Source organism: Novosphingobium sp. PhB57, assembly GCF_004342985.1.
Taxonomy (GTDB): domain Bacteria; phylum Pseudomonadota; class Alphaproteobacteria; order Sphingomonadales; family Sphingomonadaceae; genus Novosphingobium.
Window position 1 is genome coordinate 815,350 of the sequence record NZ_SMBO01000001.1, and the last position, 19,947, is coordinate 835,296.

Here is a 19,947-nt window from a genome sequence, read left to right on the forward strand (position 1 = left end):
AGTGGCTGATACCTACGACGTCATCGTCCTCGGTTCGGGCCCCGGCGGCTATGTCGCGGCCATCCGCGCCGCCCAGCTGGGCCTGAAGACCGCCATCGTCGAGCGCGAGCTGCTCGGCGGCATCTGCCTCAACTGGGGCTGCATCCCGACCAAGGCGCTGCTGCGCTCGGCCGAGGTGTTCCACCAGATGCAGCATGCCAAGAACTACGGCTTGGCCGCGGACAACATCACCGCCGACCTCGCCGCCATCGTCAAGCGTTCGCGCGGCGTTGCAGCCCAGCTCAACGCCGGTGTCACGCACCTGATGAAGAAGAACAAGATCACCGTCCACATGGGTACCGGCAAGCTGGTGGCCAAGGGCAAGCTGGCGGTGACCGACAAGGACGGCAAGACCGCCGAAGTCTCCGCCAAGCACATCATCGTCGCCACCGGGGCGCGTGCCCGCGAACTGCCCTTCGCCAAGGCCGACGGCAAGCGTATCTGGACCTATCGCCACGCGATGACCCCGGCCGAGATGCCGACCAAGCTGCTGGTCATGGGTTCGGGCGCCATCGGCATCGAATTCGCGAGCTTCTACAACGACATGGGCGTTGACGTCACCGTCGTCGAAATGCTCGACCGGATCGTGCCGGTAGAGGACAAGGACGTCTCCGCGTTCCTCGAAAAGGCCCTCACCAAGCAGGGCATGAAGATCCTGACCGGCGCCGGCGTCGAGGCGATCACCGCCAACGACAAGGGCGTGAAGGCCAAGATCAAGGGCAAGGACGGTAAAGTCGCCGAACACGATTTCAGCCACGTCATCTCGGCCGTGGGCATCGTGCCCAACACCGAGGAAATCGGTCTGGAAGCGCTCGGCATCAAGGCCGACCGCGGCTTCATCCAGATCGACGACTATGGCCGCACCAATGCCGCCGGCATCTGGGCCATCGGCGACTGCACGCCCGGACCCTGGCTCGCCCACAAGGCCAGCCATGAAGGCGTGACCGCTGCCGAATCGATCGCCAAGGAACTCGGGAACAAGGACGTGCACCCGCACGGCCTCGACCGGAACAACATCCCGGGTTGCACGTACTGCCACCCGCAGATCGCTTCGGTCGGCATGACCGAAGAGAAGGCCAAGGAAGCAGGCTACACCGTCAAGGCCGGCACGTTCCCGTTCATCGGCAACGGCAAGGCGATCGCGCTGGGCGAGCCGGAAGGTTTCGTGAAGACCGTGTTCGACGCCAAGACCGGCGAACTGCTCGGTGCCCACATGATCGGCGCGGAAGTGACCGAGATGATCCAGGGCTATGTCGTCGGCAAGACGCTGGAGACCACCGAGGCGGAACTCATGCAGACCGTGTTCCCGCATCCGACGATCTCGGAAGCGATGCACGAGTCGGTGCTGGCCGCTTACGGACGCGCCATCCACATCTGAGCCTTCGGCCCGGACGTAAAATTGAAAAGGGCGGGTCCTCGCGGGCCCGCCCTTTTTTGTGCGTGCTTCCAGTTCAAACGCAGGGAGATTCACACTTTCAAACCCATTTTCGTCATTGCGAGCGTAGCGAAGCAATCCAGAGCGGCTTTGCGCGACTCTGGATTGCTTCGCTACGCTCGCAATGACGAAGGGGAGGGGGCGCCACTTCTCTACGCCTCCACTTCTCTACGCCTCCACGTCTTTGCGTGCTCTAAAGAAAAGCGCGGACGCCGCCTTCGCGGGCATCACGAGATTTCAATGCGAGCGGGAACTTGGCGATAAGCCGCAGCGAAAAGCTGCGCCTCCCTCAATCGTAAGACTTCGACAGCAGCACCAGCGTAGGATCGCCAAAAAACGGTTCCGGAAGGAAACCCTTGTCGCGTTCTACTTCGATCGCGGCGCTGTTCTCCCGGCTTTCGATGGCGATCACCCGCTTGCACCCGCGCTTCTCCGCCTGGTTGCCCAGGAAATCGAGCATGGCCCAGCCCACGCCTTTGCCCTTGTGATCGCCGCGGACCGAGATCGCCACTTCGCCGGTATCGCCTTGGTCGTCATAAGCCAGTACGCCCGAAGCCACGATCTGCCCCTGGTCGGAGAAGCCCAGCCACGATTCGGTCTGGTAGTGATCCGCCTTGACGATCGGCGCGATCTGCTGCGGGCTCACCCGGTCCGCGGCCGCGAAGAACCGGAAGCGGCGATCGTCTTCGGTCACCTGCTCGAAGAACTGTGCCAGTGCCTCGGCATCGCTTTCCCGCGCCGGGCGAACGTCGAGGGCGATCCCGGATCGGGTGGGCAGGGTGATGGCGTCATTGAGGGACATGGATCGAGAACTCCGGCTGTATCGGGGCTGGTTCGTGTCGGATTTCTAAGCCTTTCTAGCACGCACGGCCTTGATCGAGATCATCGCGCCGCCCGGTAGACGCGCGAAGGCTAACACAGCGTGCCGCTTATGTCCCGCTGCCGAGACAAGTCGCCGGAAGACAGTGGCGCTCCGGCGAACATCGGTTAATGTGGCGGGGAAACGGCGGCTTCCAGGCCCGCCGGGAACGAAATCTGCCGGAGAGGATACCGGCAAGAGGAGAAGGACATCATGGCCGAGGCCATCTATCCCGTGCCCACCGAGTGGGCCAAGAACGCCCTGATCGACGAGGCGCGCTACCAGGACATGTACGCCCGTTCGCTGGAAGATCCCGAAGGTTTCTGGCGGGAGGAAGCACGGCGGATCGACTGGATCAAGCCGTTCAGCGTGGTCAAGCAGACCAGCTTCCACGAGGCGGACTTCGGCATCTCGTGGTTCACTGACGGTACGCTCAATCTCTCCGCGAACTGCCTCGACCGTCACCTTGCCGAGCGCGGCGACGCCGTGGCTATCCTCTGGGAACCGGACGATCCGAAGAACCCGGAACGCCGCATCACCTACCGTGAACTTCACGGGTCTGTCTGCCGCTTCGCCAACCTGCTGAAGGCCCGCGGAGTCGAGCGCGGAGACCGCGTGACCATCTACCTGCCGATGGTGCCCGAAGCCGCGGTCGCCATGCTGGCCTGTGCGCGGATCGGCGCGATCCATTCCATCGTCTTCGCCGGCTTCTCGCCCGACGCGCTGGGCGGCCGTATCCAGGACTGCGACAGCCGCATCGTCCTCACATCCGACGAGGGGCTGCGCGGCGGCAAGAAGATCGCACTCAAGGCCAATGTCGACGAGGCGCTAAAGGCCTGCCCGGGCGTGGAGACGGTCATTGTCCTCAGCCACACCGGCGCCGACGTGCCGATGGTCGAGGGACGCGACATCGACTGGGCCTCGGCCGTGGCGGAGCAGTCGGCCGATTGCCCCCCCGAGGAGATGAATGCCGAGGATCCGCTGTTCATCCTCTACACGTCCGGTTCCACCGGCAAGCCCAAGGGCGTGCTGCACACGACCGGTGGCTATTCGGTCTGGGCTTCGATGACGCACGAATACGTCTTCGACTATCGACCCGGCCAGATCTACTGGTGCGCGGCGGACATCGGCTGGGTCACCGGCCACTCCTACGTCGTCTACGGGCCGCTGATGAACGGCGCGACCACGGTGATGTTCGAAGGCGTGCCCAATTTTCCCGATCCGAGCCGCTTCTGGCAGGTGGTCGACAAGTTCCAGGTCGAGATCTTCTACGGCGCGCCCACCGCACTGCGGGCTCTGATGCGCGAGGGTGACGACTGGGTGAAGCAAACCTCGCGCCAGAGCCTGAGACTGCTCGGCTCCGTCGGCGAACCGATCAATCCCGAGGCCTGGTCCTGGTATCACGACGTCGTGGGTGAGGGGCGCTGCCCCATCGTCGACACCTGGTGGCAGACGGAAACCGGCGGCGCCATGATCACCCCGCTGCCGGGCGCAACCGCGCTCAAGCCGGGTTCGGCCAGCAAGCCGCTGTTCGGGGTGAAGCCGGTCCTGCTCGACAACGAGGGCGGCGTTCTGGAAGGGGCGGCTGATGGCTGCCTCGTCATCGCCGATAGCTGGCCCGGCCAGATGCGCACCGTCTGGGGCGATCATGAACGCTTCTTCCAGACCTATTTCTCTACGTTCCCCGGCACTTATTTTACCGGCGACGGCTGCCGCCGGGACGAGGACGGCTACTACTGGATCACCGGCCGGATCGACGACGTCATCAACGTATCGGGGCACCGCATGGGCACGGCGGAAGTCGAATCCGCGCTCGTCGCCCATCCGGCCGTGGCCGAAGCCGCGGTCGTCGGCATGCCCCACGAGATCAAGGGGCAGGGCATCTACGCGTTCGTCACGTGCAATGCCGAAATCGAGCCTGACGAGGATCTCCGCCGCGAACTGATCAAATGGGTTCGCCACGAGATCGGTCCGATCGCCACGCCCGACGTGATCCAGTTCGCGCCCGGATTGCCCAAGACCCGTTCCGGCAAGATCATGCGCCGTATCCTGCGCAAGATCGGCGAGAACGATTTCTCGAACCTGGGCGATACCTCGACCCTGGCGGATCCCTCCGTCGTCGACAATCTGATCGCCAACCGCCCGCAACCCGCGACGGCCTGACGGGCAAGTGCTGCTCCTAGGCGCTGTCAGGACCCAACATGCGGCCCTGACAGCGCCGGCAACTGGTCAATCGGCAAGCAAGCGGGGAAATCCTGGCCGCGTCGAAGCGGCACGCAGCATTTGTGTCATGGAAGGTACGTAAGGTTTCCCTCACGTAACTGAGGCGAATCCATGAACGCGACCCTAGCGGCAACCCCGGCCAGTACCCGACCCGATCTCGAGAAAGGACTGGGCGCCGCAGGAAAGATCGGCTTCGGTGCCGCCATCATCGCCGCCATCGGCTATGTCGCCTACAGCGTCTACACGGATGCGGCGGCCGTCGGCGTGGAGCCGACCACTTATCTGCCGTTCGTGTTGCTGTTCATCGCCCTGCTGATCGCCCTCGGCTTCGAGTTCGTGAACGGCTTCCACGATACCGCCAATGCGGTGGCCACGGTGATCTACACCAATGCCATGCCCGCCAATGTCGCGGTGGTATGGTCGGGCTTCTTCAACTTCCTGGGTGTGCTCGTTTCGACGGGCGCCGTGGCCTTCGGCATCGTATCGCTGCTGCCGGTCGAACTGATCCTGCAAGTGGGCTCCAGCGCGGGTTTCGCCATGGTCTTCGCGCTGCTGCTGGCGGCGATCCTGTGGAACCTCGCGACCTGGTGGCTCGGCATTCCCTCTTCCAGTTCGCACACGCTGATCGGCTCGATCATCGGTGTCGGTGTGGCCAATGCCATGATGCACGGCAAGAGCGGAACGGCCGGCGTGGACTGGAGCAAGGCGGCCGAAATCGGCCAGGCGCTGCTGTTCTCGCCGCTGATCGGCTTCGGCGTGGCAGCCCTGCTGTTCCTCGCCATGCGCGTGCTCATCCGCAAGCGCGAACTCTATGAAGAACCCAAGGACGGCCTGCCGCCGCCGCTCTGGATCCGGGCATTGCTGATCTTCACCTGCACGGGCGTCAGCTTCGCGCATGGCTCGAACGACGGCCAGAAGGGCATGGGCCTGATCATGCTGATCCTGATCGGGACGGTTCCCACTGCCTATGCCCTGAACCGCGCGGTGCCGGAACGCTACATGGCGGAGTTCCACTCCCAGTCGATCGCCGCCGAAACCGCCCTGGTCGGCAGCAGCACCGGCAGCGTCGAGGCGCAGGGCGTCAATCCGGCCGAGGCGCGCCGTCAGGTGACAACTTATATCGCCGAAAAGACGTTCACGCCGGCCACGCTTCCCGCACTTTCGGTCCTGGTCCACGACGTGGATGCGCAAGTCGGCCAGTACGGCTCGCTCGCCAAGGTTCCGGCGGCCGCGGTCAGCAACATCCGCAATGACATGTATCTCGCTTCCGAAGCCATCAAGGGGCTGGGCAAGCAGAAGCCCGAGGCGCTTTCGGAAGGCGCGCAGAAGACGCTCGCCACCTACAAGACCTCGCTGGACGCGGGCACCCGCTTCATCCCGACCTGGGTGAAGATTGCCGTCGCCTTTGCGCTGGGCCTGGGAACGATGGTGGGCTGGCGCCGCATCGTCGTCACCGTGGGCGAGAAGATCGGCAAGACGCACCTGACTTACGCGCAGGGCGCGGCCGCCGAACTGGTCGCCATGGGCACCATTCTCGGCGCGGACCACCTCGGCCTGCCGGTCTCCACCACGCACGTCCTGTCATCGGGCGTCGCGGGCACGATGGCGGCGAACCGCTCGGGCTTGCAGATGAGCACGATCCGCAACCTGCTCATGGCCTGGGTTCTCACGCTTCCGGTCTCGATCGTGATGGCCGGCGTTCTCTACATGATCTTTGCGCAGATATTCTGATAGTCTTCCGATCCGTAAAGACGGAGAGACTGCATGGCGAAAGAGGCGCCGGGACTGATCCCGGTGGAACCGGCGCATGGTGGCATGGGGCCCGGCCTGATCTGCGGCATGGATGCCACCCCCGACGGCGCTTTTGCCATTACCGACTGCGAGGTCCCGCCGGAGGGGCGGTTTCGCTGGCTTCACCTCAATCTCGCGCATCAGCGCACGCGGCGTTGGATCGAGCAGTTCGACACCCTGGCGCCGGCCGCCCGCGAGCTGCTCCTTTCCGCTGACACGCACCAGCGCGCCCTGGTCGAGGGCGAAACCGTGGCCTGCGTACTGCATGATTTCGAGCGGGACTTCGACGTGGCAGACACGGCGCGCGTCGGCGGGCTGCGCATGGCGCTGATGCCCGGGCTGATGATTACGGCCCGGCTCCATCCAATCCGCTCGGCAGACATCGTGCGCAATCGCCTGTCGCGCTGGATGGGGGACTTCGGAGAATCCCAGGCGCTTGAAATGCTGGTGGGCGCCATCAGCGAGAACATCGCCGACATCTGCCGCGCGCTCAGCGCCGAAGTGCAGCATGTCGAGGATATGTTTCTCGACGCCCGCGATCCGCCCAAGGCGCGCGACCTCATCGGCATCCGCCGCCGCCTGGCACAGATCCAGCGGATCATCTCGGGCATGCGCGGCGTGTTCCAGCGTCTCGAAAAGGACGAAGACCTTCCCGAGGTGCTGCTACCGACCGTCGAGAAGATCGCCCAGCGCATCCAGTCGCTCGACGGGGATGTGCTCGGCGTCCAGTCGCAGCTTCGCCTGCTGCGCGAGGAACTCGACATCCAGGAATCGCAGCGGACCAACCAGAATCTTTATATTCTCTCGATCATCACCGCGCTGATGCTTCCGGCGACGCTCGTGACCGGGATCTTCGGCATGAACACCGGCGGCCTTCCTTTCGCGAACGGCCCTTATGGCACCATCCACGCCACGCTCATCGCCGGCGGAGCGGCCATCGCCACTTATCTGCTGCTGCGCTGGATGGGTTTCATGCGCCGCTGAGCAGGGCGCCCCCGCCTTGCTTGCCAGGCTTTCCCTTGCGCGAAATTTCATCGTGGCGCCCGTCGCAAACCCTGTTGTGCGAACCGCGGGCCGTGATAGCCTGTCTCGAAATTGCAAGAAAGGGAGAGCTGGATGCCGCTGATCGAACGAGCCGCACAAGCGCTGGCCAAGGCGCAGCATGACGGTGACGAATTCCACCGTCTCACGCCGGATGCACAGGAACAATTGAGAGAGAACGTCCGCACCGTCATTCGGGCGCTTCGCGTCCCCACCCCCGTGATGTGCGAGGCGGGCCACAAGCTGCTGGAACACGAGCGCGGGCACTCGGTAGGGAACAGCGACGCGCATGACGCGTGGCAGGTCATGATCGATGCCGCTATCGGCAGCATGAAACCCGCCGGAAACGGCTAGGCCTCGCGCCAGGCCGCCGATGGCCGATATCGGAAGGGCCGGGTCGTATCTGGCCTGACTGTCCAGATCGGCCGGGCAGGCCTCACGGTTCGGCTGTCGCTGCACCGGGAGAGATAATGGTCCGCGGTGCCTGCGAGGATAGAGCGATGTCATGAGCGAGGCACTATCCGAAGATCCGCCTGCTCATGACGCGCCCGCTTCCATGACAGAACCTGCCGGCGTCAGGACGCGGCAGCTTTGCCTGACGGCCCTGATCGCCGTGCTGGCGATCTGGATGGCGCGTGAATTCCTGACGCCTCTTGCCTGGGCCGCCGTTATCGCCATGGCCGAATGGCCACTTTACCGGCGCGCGCTTCAGCGGTTCCCGAATCACCCTGGGTGGCTTGCGACAGGCTTTGCGGTGGTAACCGCACTGGTCGTCATAGGGCCGCTTTCGCTGGCTGCGGTCACGCTGATGCAGGAAAGCCAAGCGGCGATGCACTGGCTCCAAGAGGTCCAGCAAACCGGCATTCCGATGCCGGCGTGGCTGCCATCGTTGCCGTTGATCGGAAACCGTGCCGCGCTCTACTGGCAGCAGCATATCGGCAATCCCCAGGCTGCAAACGCCTTGCTCGGCTCTTTCAGCGCAAGCTCGATCCTCACCTGGACGCGGTCGATCGGCAGCGAAGTGGCCCGGGAATCCGCGTTGTTCCTGGTCACCTTGTTCGCCCTGGTCTCCCTGCTTTCCCGCGGCATGCTGATCGGCCGGCAGGCCCGCGAGGTGTCGATACGGATGTTCGGCGTTTTCGGGGGCGACTTCCTGGAGCGGATGGTCGGAGCCGTTCGGGCGACCGTCAACGGCACGGTCCTCGTCTCGGTGCTGGAAGGCGGCATCCTGGGGATCGCCTACGCCGTGGCCGGCGTGCCGCAGCCGCTGCTGTTCGGGACTTTCACGATTGCGCTGGCCCTGGTGCCTTTCGGCGCCTGGGCCGCTTTTGGTCTGGCCAGTCTCATATTGATCGGCACCAGCCATGTTCTGGCCGGGTGCCTGCTGTTCGGCTTCGGCGTTACGGTGATGACCGTTGGCGACAACGTCGTGCAACCGGCCGTGATCGGCAGCGCGGTAAAACTGCCATTCCTGCTCGCCATGATCGGCGCTTTCGGTGGACTGGCCGAACTTGGGCTGGTCGGGCTCTTCATCGGCCCCGTCATCATGGCCGCGCTGCTGCTCGTCTGGCGGCAGTGGGTCGAGCCGCGACCGGGCTAGGCGCCGCTGAAGGCCGCCCTGCGCCGCCGGCGAAGCTAGACCGGAGGCGCAGGGCGGCCTTTCAGGCGGGGCTCATCGCCACGTCGAAATCGGCGCAGTAGTCGGCGAAGCGCTCGCGGATTTCTCCAGCGGTGAGGCCGTAGTCGGCCAGATCGTAACTGTGCTTGCCGAAGCGGTCCTTGGGCTTGTCGTCCAGGTAGCGCTGCATGTTTGCGGCCGCTTCGCCGCTCAGTTCCTCGCCGAAATGCGCGTAGAGGCGGCGCATCGTGCCCAGCGGGTCGCGAAGCTGTTCGGTGTAGAGCACGTCATGGATCGCGTTGCGGCCATGGCGTCTGCGGAAATCGTTCTGCCGGGCGATCATGACCACGAACGTCTCCACCATGTCGCGGCCGATCGCCGCGCGGTCCACGCTCTCGCTGAACATGCGCCGCACGTTCCACACCAGGCTGCAGGCGGAGCCCACCACTTCCACCGGGTCCCGGTGCGTCATCACCGGACGGGCGTCTGGATAGACTTCGGTTAGCGCGTCCAGATAGAGCGGATGCCACGGGTTCTTCAGCGTCCAGCGGCCGGGCGCCTGCGATTGGAGAAGTTGCAGCAGGCGCTTCTGGTGGCGGAAGGCGGGCAGGTAGTCCGCCTCATCCAGAAACCAGCGATGATAACTCGGAATGTTATATTGGGAATCAAATACTTGCGATACGAAGCTCGGCGCCATTGAGAACTGGCATTCGCACGGACTGTCGCCATCCTCGTGATGAATCGCCGAAATGTGCGGCATGACTTTCAGCGAATGGTCGATCTGCGCCTGCGCCGCCTCGTAGCGCGGCCCGGCGTGGAACTCCTCCGGCCTCGGCGGCGGGGTCGAGGCGAAGGCCTCCCACCGCAGGAAACAGCGGCGCGCCGGGTCTTCGTTGAGCAGGTTGATCGTCAGGGTCGTCCCGGTGCGGGGCAGGCCGAATACGAACGTGGGCTTTTCAACCGGGGCGTCCAGGATCTCGGGATGGCGGACCAGCCAGTCCTCCACCCGCATGCGATTGGCGAGGTATTCGGTGGCATTGCGGGTGAACACGGCAAGGCCCATGTCGGTCAGGTTCGCCTCGCCCTCGATCGCTTCGGTCAGGATCCGCAGCGGCTCGCGGATTTCGGCGTCGTCCCAAGTGGTGTTCCCCGAGCGCTCGCGCGCGCCGGAGACGATCGTTTCGGCCAGTGTCATCCAAGCTCTCCCATTGCTTCGGGCACCGGTCGCCGGATAGTCGCATCGACCGGACCATGGCGTTTTGCGCCACTTCTCTTGCCGGGAAGTCTGTTGCGGCGCGGCGCCGACGGCAATCGGCCGCTACATCGCGATCTGGCCGCGTTATGGAGATCAGGCCATATTGCGCCGCTCCTGCGGGATGCCTGTGCGTCGAGAAGGTGGCTCGGTCAGCCGGAACATCGAACCGAACCGATGTCCCGGCTTCACTGGCACTTACTTGCCGCGTGCCACGCACTTGCCGCCGTCGGGGCCGACGTTGCCAAGGCAAGTCCGCACGGCAATCGTGGGCTCTGCAATGTCGATCAGGTGATTGCCGTCCGTCCGGCGCTCAAGGTCGAAGCCGTCATAGAGCTTGCCCGAAGCCGTGAAGGTGCGGAACTTCAGGGTGTCGCCTGAAACATCCACGACCTGATAGAGTTCGGTCGCTTCGGCCGTCTTGTCGGGCTGCGTGCGGGCGCGATCGTTCAGGCCGTACATCTTGGCGCCCGTTACCGACACCAGATAGACCGGCCCCTGGATTTTGCCGTCCTTGCGCATGGCTGCGGACGCCTCTCGCCCTGCTTCCGAGGTCAGGCGGCTGTAGCAATGGTCGTGGCCCTGCAGGACGAGGTCGACCTTGCGGCTGTCGAATACCGGCTTCCAGGCCTGCTTGATCTCCGAGGTGTCCTGCGGGCGAGCGCAAGTGAAGACCGGCTGGTGAAACAGCACGACATTCCACTTCGCCTTGCTGGAGGCGAGGGTCTCGTCCAGCCAGCGGGTCTGCTGCGCCATGGTGCCCAGATCGATCGCGGACGTGCCGTCCAGCACGATGAAGCGCACACCCTGATAATCGACGAAGTAGGTCGTGGCCTTCACGCCCGGCGCGCCATTCGCAGGCAGCGCGAACTGCAGGGGCCAATAAGGGCCGAGCTTGCGGCTCTCCGCCCCGTTGGGCAGTGCCACGTCGACATATTCGTGGTTGCCGGTGGCGGGCAACTGGGGAACGATGCTCCAATTGTAGCCGCCGGCCTGATTGAATTCGCCCCACTCATCGTCATGATCGAGATCGTCGCGCTGGGCGGCGAGGTCTCCTGCGTGGAGCACCAGTTCGATCTCGCCATTGGCATGGAATGCCTGACGGATCACCCGGCTGGCGTACGCCAGGATGCCATTCTGGATATCGCCGAGATAGAGGAACCGGAACGGCTTCGCCTCTGCGGAGGCGGTGCGGAACTGCATCCATTCCGTCCAGCCGGCGCTGCCTTTGAGGCGGTAGGCATAGACGGTGTCGGGCGTCAGTTTCTCGAAGCGGAGTTGGTGGTAGAGCGCCGGACCATTGGCGCTGTCCTTGGCCACACCCGGCGTGCCGGTCACAAGAACCGCTTTCTCTTCCAGCGTCGGCCCGTCCACGGCGATAGCGATCTGCGCCTCGCTGGCGGTCTGCGCGACATCGGTGCGCCAGGCCACGGCCATGCCGGTGCTGGGGTCGGCTGCGGGGGTCAACATGATCCGATCGGGCAGATTACGCGAGGCATAGGGCGTGCCTGCCGAGCGCGGAACCGCCTGCTGCGCGGCTGGAGATCCAGAGTGTACCGCCGGAGATTGGGCCATGACGGGCTGTGCGATACAAAGCGCCAGTGCGGTAGCAAGGCAGGGGCGGGGCATGGATGGCATGGTTCGATGGCTCCGGAAATAGCGGCGCGCGGCCCGGCCGTGTGACATCAGGCATGGGGCAGGGCGGCAGCGGGCCGACCTCGGCCCATCTCCAGAGGATCACGGTCCGCTCATGAGGCTGTTTGCCGACGACGCCGGCTCTCACGGGGCTACTTGGCCAAGGAAATGACGGTTGCATGACACTTGCGCCAGTTTCCTGCCATCCTTCTCGGATAACTGGGGGAACGCGCCCGTGAAACCGGCGGCCGGAGATACGCAGCGCAGGCTTCAGATCAGTCTAGGGGCTGAATGTTCCTGAAAACAACGCCGCACGGTCTTTACTTCAAGAGGCCAGTCTATTCCGCGGTGAACGATCAGGAGCGTTGTCGCCCCCGATCGTTCACGACGCTTGGATCAACCTTGTAATTCGAGATGAAATCAGGACATCGGTACATGGTCATGCCCATCCTTATTTCATCCCAATTTTTACTTGATAGCGTCTTCGCCAGCCTGACCCACGGACTGCACATCGCGGCCAGCGCCTTTGACGGTATTGCAGGCAGCCACAGACATCACGACGCTTCCCGCGATAATGGCAATGATTATTTTCTTCATCTTCATGTTTCCGGTTCTCAGGCAGCCTTCGTGGCTGCGAGAAGGATCAAACCTCTAAAATCCCCCGGGTTCCGGTACTTTCGATCGAATGTGAAATTTTGATCGGACAGTACCTTCCGCCGGCTTGAAACAGGGCAATTTCAGCTGACCAGTGCCTGAATGGCCGGCCATTGCTCCTCAACGGCGGCACGGCCCGCCTCGATCGCGCGGCGGATCTTGGCGGGATCGAACTCCAGCGTGTCGGAGAACTCTTCGCGGGGCTCGATTACCCGCACTTGTGCGAAGCGGTATCGGGATATCTGGTTGTCCAACGGAAGCAGCAACCGGGCCGCTTCGTTGGCAGGCGTTCCGCTGGCCTCCAGCGCGGTGAACATCTGGTCACGCGCCGCGAGGATATCGTTGATCAGCGACGTGTTCATGAGGTCGTTCCGGGAGACTTCGGACTGCAGGAGGTTCACGGCGCGCAGCCCGATGTCGATCAGGCCGCCGTATTTCCTTGTCGAAGGGGAACCGCTGGCAGGCGAAGCCCGAATGACGATGACGCCCGTGGGGTTGAGTTCGAGCGCCGCTCCCAGCGGGGTGACGTCTCTTACGCCCCCGTCGACCCATTGTTGTTTGTCGCTGGTCTGGAGCGGATCGAAAAACACCGGCATCGCGCAACTGGCATAGACCCAGTTTTCGATGTTCGGGACGGTCTTGTCGATCGTCCTGAACTCCCCGCTCTGAAGGTTCACCACCCCGAGCCGCAGGTCGACACCCGACGCGGCAAGCTTCGCAGGATCGGCGAACTGCTTGAGAAGGCGCCGGAGAGGTGCCGCGTCGTAGATTGCCTTCTCTCCGAACAGGACCGCGCCCGCCACGCCGCCGCGCTTCCTGAAGATATCCTGATCGCCGCGCAGTCCGAGCCATACGTCGAGCAGCCCCGGAATATCGTCCTGCGCAGCGGCAAGGGCCTGAATTGCGCCGGTGGAGGTGCCCACCACGATGGCAGGTTTAACGCCATGCTTCGTCATCAAGGCATCAAGAACGCCGACCTGAAACGCTCCCTTCGCGCCGCCGCCGCTCAATACTATCGCAAGTCTGGATGGCACCGCGTCTCTCCTGATCCGCGAGGAAGGCCGCCATGATATTATGACTGGCCGCGGGGCGCATCAGGAAAGATGGCTCGTCACCCGGCTGCGACAGCCCTCCAGACTTCCATCGACGCTTCGATATCGAGACCTTTTCCAGTCACGGCCTGAATGCAGACATGGTCCGCACCCGCGGCCCAATGGTCTTCGAGCCGCGCCTTGATCGTGGCCACGTCGCCCCATGCGAACAGGCTGTCCACCAGACGATCGTCCAGCGCATCGATCTCCGCCACGCTGAACCCGAGCCTCTGCCAGCTGTTGCGATAATTGGGGTACTGCACATATTGCGAAAGCGCGCCACGCGCCTTTTCGCGGGCGCTTGCCGGATCCTCGTCCAGAACCACACCTTGTTCAGGCGCCAGAATGCGCCCCGGACCGAGCGCCTCCCGGGCCGACCGGGTATGCTCTGGCGATACGAGATAAGGGTGGCTGCCCGCGGATCGGTCGCGTGCCAGGGCCTGCATCTTTGGACCCAGCGCCGCCAGACAGCGCGCTTCTTCAGGCAGGCCGGCGTCATCCAGACGGTCTAGATAGGAGGACATCACCGTCAGCGGCCGTACGTAAGCCTCACCCACGATATGGGAATGGCTAACGCCGAGCCCGAGAAACACCCGCTCTTTCCGCCCATCCGCCAGCCCGTTCCACCAGGCAGCGATCTCCTCGGGATCGTGCTTCCAGATATTGAGAATGCCGGTGGCTATCGTCGCATGCCGCGTGGCATCGAGCAGCCGTTCGATATCGCCCGTGACATCCCCGCCGATGCCGCCCGGGATCCACAAGGTTCCATAGCCCATTTCGTCGAGTTCCGCCGCCGCGAGGGCGGCCTGGCCAGCGTCGCCGAACCGCAATTCCATGGACCATACGCCGATCCGTCCAAGCGAAGGCATTGGCGCTCTCCCAAGCTGCCGGCGCGGAACACTGCATTGCGCCATTGCCTTCCTCATAAGGGAGATCGCGCTAGGTTCGAGGAGGGTCTTCAACGCCCGAGCGGTATCAGCGTCCCGTTCGGGAACGAGGGATGCCCGCGTCACGCTGGCGCGGCGCCTGATGGGCGGCAGTCTTGGGGGGGGATGGCGGACAGGGTGGGATTCGAACCCACGGTGAGCTTGCACCCACGGCGGTTTTCAAGACCGCTGCCTTAAACCACTCGGCCACCTGTCCTTACCGCGAGAGCGCATAGCGCAATCGGAGCGGCTTGCAAGTGTCGACTGCAGCGGTCCGGCCAATCCGTTTCCGGTGCGGCAGGTCACGCGATCGGGACGGAAGGCTGCTCGCTTGCGGTGACTGTCCACGGGGGATGCACGCCAGCCATTTGCAACGCCGCCGCATTGTGCAAGATTTGCGGGGATGACTGTCTCCCTGAAGCTACGTCCCTTGCGCCATCCTCTTCTTGTCGTCGCTCTGGCCATGTTGCCGACCGCTTCGGTGGATGCGCAGCCCGTCGTGCAGGACATCGGCCAAAGCGCCTATCAAAGCGCCGCGCCGCAGACCGTGGCGGGCCAGACCTTCCAGGCCTACCTGCAAACGGTTGGCGCGCGGGCTCGCCGCGAGGGTGTCAGCGATGCGACGATTTCGAGGGTTCTTACCGGACTGGTTCCGAATCAACGGGTTATCGAACTCGATTCGGCGCAGCCGAGCCGCTCCACCACGCCGCCTCCTGTCGCGCCTTATATCGCGCAACATGTCGGCTCCAGCATCATCGCCCGCGGGCGTTCCCGCTATGCGGAGCTTTCCGGCATCCTCCCCAGCATAGAGCGGCGTTACGGCGTACCGGCACCGGTGCTCTTCGCGATCTGGGGGCATGAAACCAATTACGGCAGCTATGTCGGCGACTTCGACCTGGCACGATCGCTGGCGACGCTTGCCTGGGAAGGCCGCCGCCGCGGGCTGTTCGAAGGCGAACTGGTCGCGCTGCTGAAGATGGTGGACCAGGGCGTGCCCCCGTATCGCCTCAAGGGAAGCTGGGCAGGGGCCTTCGGCTATCCCCAGTTCCTGCCAAGCGTCTACTTGCGCCTGGCCGTGGACGGTGACGGCAACGGCACGCGCGACATCTTCACCAGCCCGGCCGATACGATCGCCTCGATTGCCAACTATTTCCGCGATTCCGGCTGGCGTCCCGGGCAACCCTGGGGCGTTCCGGCCTCCCTGCCGTCCGGCTTCAACGCCAATGCCTACGCCAGCAAGCTCGCCGCGCCGACGTGCGACCGGGTCCACGCCCGTCACGGCCAATGGAAGACCGTTTCCGAATGGCGCGCCCTGGGCGTAACCGCGCAGCGACCGATCGGAGATTCGGTGCTGACCTCGCTGTTCCAGCCCGACGGTCCCGGTACGCCGGCCTATCTGTTAACCGGTAATTATCGGGTGATCCTCCAGTACAACTGCTCGAACTACTACGCACTGTCCGTGGGGTTGCTTGCAGATGAGATTGCCCGTTAACCATGCCCTGCCGCTCGCAGCGCTGTTTCTGACCGCTTCCCTGGCCGCTCCGGCGCAGGGCAGTGAGAGCGCACCGGCGCGGATAACCGGACCCGCTGCGGATTACCCCGTCGTCGTGGGCGAGCCGTTCACCATCGGCGCCGTCACCTGGACGCCCGTCGACCAGCTGAATTACGACGCGGTAGGCTATGCACAAGTCGGCGACGGCACGGGGGTTACCGCGGCGCACAAGACGCTGCCTCTGCCCAGCTATGTGGAAGTGACCGCGCTGGGCAGCGGCCGGACCATCCTCGTCCGGCTCGAACGCCGCGGTCCCATGACCAACGACGCGCTGCTGGAACTGGCGCCCGAGGCGGCCGCGCAACTCGGACTGGCGTCCGGCGCGCGTTCTGCCATCCGCGTCCGCAGGGTTAATCCGCCGGAAGTCGAGCGGGCCGCCCTGCGTAGCGGCACCCCGGTTCCCGCACGCATGGAGACCCCGGAAGGCCTGCTCAAGGTTCTCCGCCGCAAGCTGGCGGAGCAATCGCCGCTGCTGCCGCCGCCCTCAACGCCGCCGACGATGCCGAAAGCACCAAATCCGAAAGCGCTGACCCCAGCGGAGCAGGCTGCTCCCGCCGCCCCGCAGGTGGCTGGCGCGGAACCGAAACTGCCGCCGCGCAAAGCCGCTCCGGCGTCTCCTGCGCCTTTCGTGGCCCCCGTGCCTGCCCCGAAGCCCCGGCCAAGCGCACCAGCTTCGCGCCCAACACCTGCCGTTTCCGCACCTCCTGCAAAAGCCGTGACCACAACCGACAAGCCGGCTCGAAAGGGCAGCGAAGTGGTCCAGGTAGGGGCTTTCTCCGTCGAGGCGAATGCCCGCAAGTCCGCCAGTCAGCTTGGCGCCAGCGTGACCAAGGGCGGCAAGTTCTGGCGCGTCCAGATGGGGCCCTTCGCAAACCGTGCACAAGCTGCCGCAGCGCTGGAGAAGGCCAAGGCAGCAGGGTATAGCGACGCACGAATCCAGCGCGCGGATTGATAAAGGGTCGTTTCGCGCACGCCACCGCGCCCGTCCTGGGCGCGCGGGGAGAAGTCGCGCCTTGAAATCCTTCCTGAAGTCTGCCCTCCTGCTTGCCACTTCGGCGAGCCTTGTTTCCGGTCCCGTCGCTACGGCAGCGAATGCCGCGATCCCCACGCCGCCGGCCGAGCTGGCGCCGATCCCGGTCAGCATCCTGGTCGATATCGGTTCGGGCCAGGTGCTCGTCCAGCGCCGTCCGGACGTGCCATTCCTGCCGGCATCGGTCACCAAGGTCATGACCGCCTTCGTCGCTTTCGAAGAGATCGATGCCGGCCGCCTCAGCCTGGACCGGCAGATGTCGGTACGCCCCGAAACGGCCAAGGAATGGTTCGCCAAAGGTACGTCCATGTACCTGACGGAAAAGGATCATCCCACCGTTCGCGACTTGCTTCATGGCGTCATGACGGCATCGTCGAACGACGGCGCCATCGTGCTTGCACAGGGCTACGCCGGCAGCGTTCCCGCCTGGGCGGCGATGATGAACGCAGCAGCGCGCCGCATCGGCATGACCGGCAGCCATTACAACACGCCCAACGGCTGGATGGACGACGGCCATACCTACATCACCGCCAGCGACATGGTGAAGCTGGCCGACGCCATGATCACCCGCCACCCGCAGCTCTACCACGAGTTCTCGGGCGTGAAGCATTACATGTGGCGCGATGTCGCCATGCGCAGCCACGATCCGACGGTGGGCGTGGTCCCCGGCGCCGACGGCATCAAGACCGGCTACACCCGCGAGGCGGGCTACAACTTCCTCGGCACGGCCGAACGCGGCGGGCGCCGCCTCGTGATGATGCTTGCGGCATCGCCCAAGCCCAAGGTCCGCGACGACGCTGCCAAGGCCCTGCTGGAATGGGGTTTCTCCGCCTGGGATGCACGGCATCTCTTTGACCAGGGTCAGCCCGTAAGCCAGGCCCGGGTGCAGGGCGGAGATGCCCGGTCGGTTCCGCTGGTGGCCAATCGGGAAGTTCATGCCACGCTGCCCAAGGGCGGGCACGAGAAGGTTTCGCTCGCGGTCCATTACAAGGGACCGCTGGTCGCGCCGATCCGCAAGGGCGATCAGGTGGGAGAACTGGAAATCAGGGTCGAAGGTCTCGCCCCGGGACACGTCCCGCTTTACGCGGGTAAAGACGTTGGCGTCGCCGGACCGCTGGACAGACTGATGAACGGGCTTATCAGCTTCTTTTCATGACCCGAGGACGATTCATTGCGCTGGAAGGCGGCGAGGGGGCAGGAAAGTCCACCCAGTCGCGCCTTCTGGCAGAAGCCCTGCGCAGCCGCGGCATCGACGTCGTGACCACCCGCGAGCCTGGCGGCACGGTCGGGGCCGAAGCGATCCGTGCGCTTCTGCTCCATGGCGTCGTAGACGAGAATGACAGTGACGCAGGTGGCTGGGGTCCCCGCGCCGAAGCCTTGCTGTTCGCGGCCGCGCGATCGGACCATGTCGAGAAGCTGATCCGTCCGGCATTGCAGCGCGGCGCCTGGGTGATCTGCGACCGTTTCCTGGACTCGAGCCGAGCCTATCAGGGCGGCGGCGGCGGCTTGTCCGATAACGACTTGCGCACGCTCCACGCCATTGGCAGCGAGGACATGCTGCCGGACGTCACCGTGCTGATCGAAGTCTCGCCCGAAGTCGCGGCAGGGCGACTGGCCTTGCGCGACATTGACGGCACGGACCGCATCGGCAGCCGCGACGCGGCCTACCACGCCCGTGTCGCCCAGGCCTTTGCCAGCTTCGCCGATGCCGAACCGAAGCGGTTCGTCCGCATCGACGGCGACGGCACGCCCGAGCAGACCTGCGCTGCCATAGTTGCCGCAATCGGCGACCTGCGATGAACGAAGACCTGCCGTTCATCGGGCAGAAGGCGGCATGGGAGGAATGGCTCGCCGCAATCGGGTCCGAGCGGATGCATCACGCCTGGCTGCTGGCCGGCGGGAAGGGGCTCGGCAAAGCCGCCTTCGCGCGCACCGCGGCAGCGGAACTCGTGCGTGCTCCGGGCGAGCATCGGCCAGACCCGAGGATGCACCCGGACATCCACATCCTCGAGCATCTTCCCGCCAACGATGACGAGGCCAAGAAGAAGGCCGAGGGCAAGCCCTACCAGACCAAGCGCAACATCTCCGTCGATCAGGTGCGAGAGATGATCCGTCGTCTTGCCACCAAGCCGACCATGGGCGACCGCCGCGCGATCATCATCGATCCGGCGGATGACATGGAAAAGGGCGCGGTCAATGCACTGCTCAAGGCCCTGGAAGAGCCGCCCGCCGGTACGTATTTCCTGCTCCTGGCCCACCAGCCCGGACGCTTGCTTCCAACCATTCGCTCGCGCTGCCGCATCCTGCGCTTTGCGGCCCTGGAAGAGCACGAACTCGATGCGGTGATCCGGCGCGACATCCCGGAAGCGGATGCGGAGACACGCCGCGCCGCCATCGATGCCGCACAGGGCTCGCCGGGGATCGCCCTGAGCTTCGTCGAGCACGATCTTGGAAGCATTCACCGTCTGATGATGCAGATCCTGCGCGAAGGCGACGCCGAGTACGATCTGCGCGGCAGTCTGGCCGAGGAAATGGGCGGCAGGCCCGCGCGCGACCGGCAACTGGCCACGCTGGAGCTTGCGCGCACGGTGCTCGCTTACGAGTTGCCGCAAGCCTCGACGGCCAGGCAGCGCCGCCTGATCGAAGCCCACAGTGCCTTGACCGTCCTGTCGAACCAGGCACCGACCTACAATTTCGATGCCGGTCTCCTGATAATGGAAATTGGCGGGTTGCTGGCATCGACGGCGATGCCTAGAGAGACGGCTCGCTAAGAAACTCCTGCAAAAGAAAGCCCGACGCCG

At 64.6% G+C, this 19,947-nt stretch carries 17 protein-coding genes and 1 tRNA gene; 11 read left to right on the forward strand and 7 right to left on the reverse strand.

Features of this window, described 5'->3' with window-relative positions; genetic code table 11:
* Window position 1: 1 nt before the first annotated feature.
* Entirely contained in the window at window positions 2-1,417 is a 1,416-nt protein-coding gene (lpdA, locus tag EDF58_RS03690; RefSeq protein WP_132262761.1) for a dihydrolipoyl dehydrogenase, read from the forward strand.
* 346 nt (window positions 1,418-1,763) lie between these two features.
* On the opposite strand, the gene EDF58_RS03695 is transcribed toward lpdA, so the two are convergent.
* Complete coding sequence (locus EDF58_RS03695; protein ID WP_132262763.1) at window positions 1,764-2,276, reverse strand: GNAT family N-acetyltransferase; 513 nt, start codon at window positions 2,274-2,276, stop codon at window positions 1,764-1,766.
* A 270-nt stretch (window positions 2,277-2,546) separates the two neighbouring features.
* On the opposite strand from EDF58_RS03695, the gene acs reads away from it, so the two are divergent.
* The 5 genes from acs (at window position 2,547) to EDF58_RS03720 (ending at window position 8,988) form a co-directional block, all read left to right on the forward strand.
* Window positions 2,547-4,496: an acetate--CoA ligase gene (gene acs, locus EDF58_RS03700; protein ID WP_132262765.1), complete on the forward strand. Its 1,950-nt coding sequence runs from the start codon at window positions 2,547-2,549 to the stop codon at window positions 4,494-4,496.
* Between the two features lie 171 nt (window positions 4,497-4,667).
* Window positions 4,668-6,287, forward strand: a complete 1,620-nt coding sequence (locus EDF58_RS03705; RefSeq protein WP_132262766.1) for an inorganic phosphate transporter — start codon at window positions 4,668-4,670, stop codon at window positions 6,285-6,287.
* A 33-nt stretch (window positions 6,288-6,320) separates the two neighbouring features.
* Window positions 6,321-7,331: a transporter gene (locus EDF58_RS03710; RefSeq protein ID WP_243654060.1), complete on the forward strand. Its 1,011-nt coding sequence runs from the start codon at window positions 6,321-6,323 to the stop codon at window positions 7,329-7,331.
* A 132-nt stretch (window positions 7,332-7,463) separates the two neighbouring features.
* A complete protein-coding gene (locus EDF58_RS03715) occupies window positions 7,464-7,742 on the forward strand; it encodes a hypothetical protein (RefSeq protein WP_132262768.1) in 279 nt (92 codons plus the stop codon).
* A 151-nt stretch (window positions 7,743-7,893) separates the two neighbouring features.
* A complete protein-coding gene (locus tag EDF58_RS03720) occupies window positions 7,894-8,988 on the forward strand; it encodes an AI-2E family transporter (protein ID WP_132262770.1) in 1,095 nt (364 codons plus the stop codon).
* A gap of 61 nt (window positions 8,989-9,049) precedes the next feature.
* Here EDF58_RS03720 and EDF58_RS03725 read toward each other — a convergent pair whose 3' ends face one another.
* The 6 genes from EDF58_RS03725 to EDF58_RS03750 all read right to left on the reverse strand — a co-directional run bounded on the left by EDF58_RS03725 (window position 9,050) and on the right by EDF58_RS03750 (window position 14,781).
* Window positions 9,050-10,201, reverse strand: a complete 1,152-nt coding sequence (locus tag EDF58_RS03725; RefSeq protein WP_132262772.1) for a sulfotransferase — start codon at window positions 10,199-10,201, stop codon at window positions 9,050-9,052.
* A 255-nt stretch (window positions 10,202-10,456) separates the two neighbouring features.
* Window positions 10,457-11,833 carry a metallophosphoesterase family protein gene (locus EDF58_RS03730; RefSeq protein ID WP_132262773.1) on the reverse strand — a complete coding sequence of 459 codons (1,377 nt, stop codon included), beginning with the start codon at window positions 11,831-11,833 and terminating at the stop codon, window positions 10,457-10,459.
* Window positions 11,834-12,361: 528 nt separating this feature from the next.
* The gene (locus tag EDF58_RS03735; protein ID WP_132264101.1) at window positions 12,362-12,490 is read right to left on the reverse strand and encodes an entericidin A/B family lipoprotein; all 129 of its coding nucleotides are present in this window, start codon (window positions 12,488-12,490) and stop codon (window positions 12,362-12,364) included.
* Window positions 12,491-12,630: 140 nt separating this feature from the next.
* Entirely contained in the window at window positions 12,631-13,557 is a 927-nt protein-coding gene (locus EDF58_RS03740) for a patatin-like phospholipase family protein (RefSeq protein ID WP_165921325.1), read from the reverse strand.
* A 101-nt stretch (window positions 13,558-13,658) separates the two neighbouring features.
* Window positions 13,659-14,507: a TIGR03620 family F420-dependent LLM class oxidoreductase gene (locus EDF58_RS03745; RefSeq protein ID WP_132264102.1), complete on the reverse strand. Its 849-nt coding sequence runs from the start codon at window positions 14,505-14,507 to the stop codon at window positions 13,659-13,661.
* 184 nt (window positions 14,508-14,691) lie between these two features.
* Window positions 14,692-14,781: transfer RNA gene (locus tag EDF58_RS03750), tRNA-Ser, on the reverse strand.
* 186 nt (window positions 14,782-14,967) lie between these two features.
* Here EDF58_RS03750 and EDF58_RS03755 point away from each other — a divergent pair.
* From EDF58_RS03755 to EDF58_RS03775, 5 genes are all read left to right on the forward strand, one after another.
* Window positions 14,968-16,056: a lytic murein transglycosylase gene (locus EDF58_RS03755; protein WP_132262777.1), complete on the forward strand. Its 1,089-nt coding sequence runs from the start codon at window positions 14,968-14,970 to the stop codon at window positions 16,054-16,056.
* Complete coding sequence (locus tag EDF58_RS03760; protein ID WP_132262778.1) at window positions 16,040-17,068, forward strand: SPOR domain-containing protein; 1,029 nt, start codon at window positions 16,040-16,042, stop codon at window positions 17,066-17,068. Before EDF58_RS03755 ends, EDF58_RS03760 begins: the two co-directional genes overlap by 17 nt.
* Before the next feature lie 61 nt (window positions 17,069-17,129).
* The gene (locus EDF58_RS03765) at window positions 17,130-18,302 is read left to right on the forward strand and encodes a D-alanyl-D-alanine carboxypeptidase family protein (RefSeq protein ID WP_132262780.1); all 1,173 of its coding nucleotides are present in this window, start codon (window positions 17,130-17,132) and stop codon (window positions 18,300-18,302) included.
* Window positions 18,299-18,946 carry a dTMP kinase gene (gene tmk, locus EDF58_RS03770; RefSeq protein WP_132262782.1) on the forward strand — a complete coding sequence of 216 codons (648 nt, stop codon included), beginning with the start codon at window positions 18,299-18,301 and terminating at the stop codon, window positions 18,944-18,946. The genes EDF58_RS03765 and tmk overlap by 4 nt, the downstream gene beginning before the upstream one ends.
* Window positions 18,943-19,917, forward strand: coding sequence for a DNA polymerase III subunit delta' (locus tag EDF58_RS03775; RefSeq protein WP_132262784.1), 975 nt, complete (start codon window positions 18,943-18,945; stop codon window positions 19,915-19,917). The genes tmk and EDF58_RS03775 overlap by 4 nt, the downstream gene beginning before the upstream one ends.
* Window positions 19,918-19,947 lie beyond the last annotated feature (30 nt).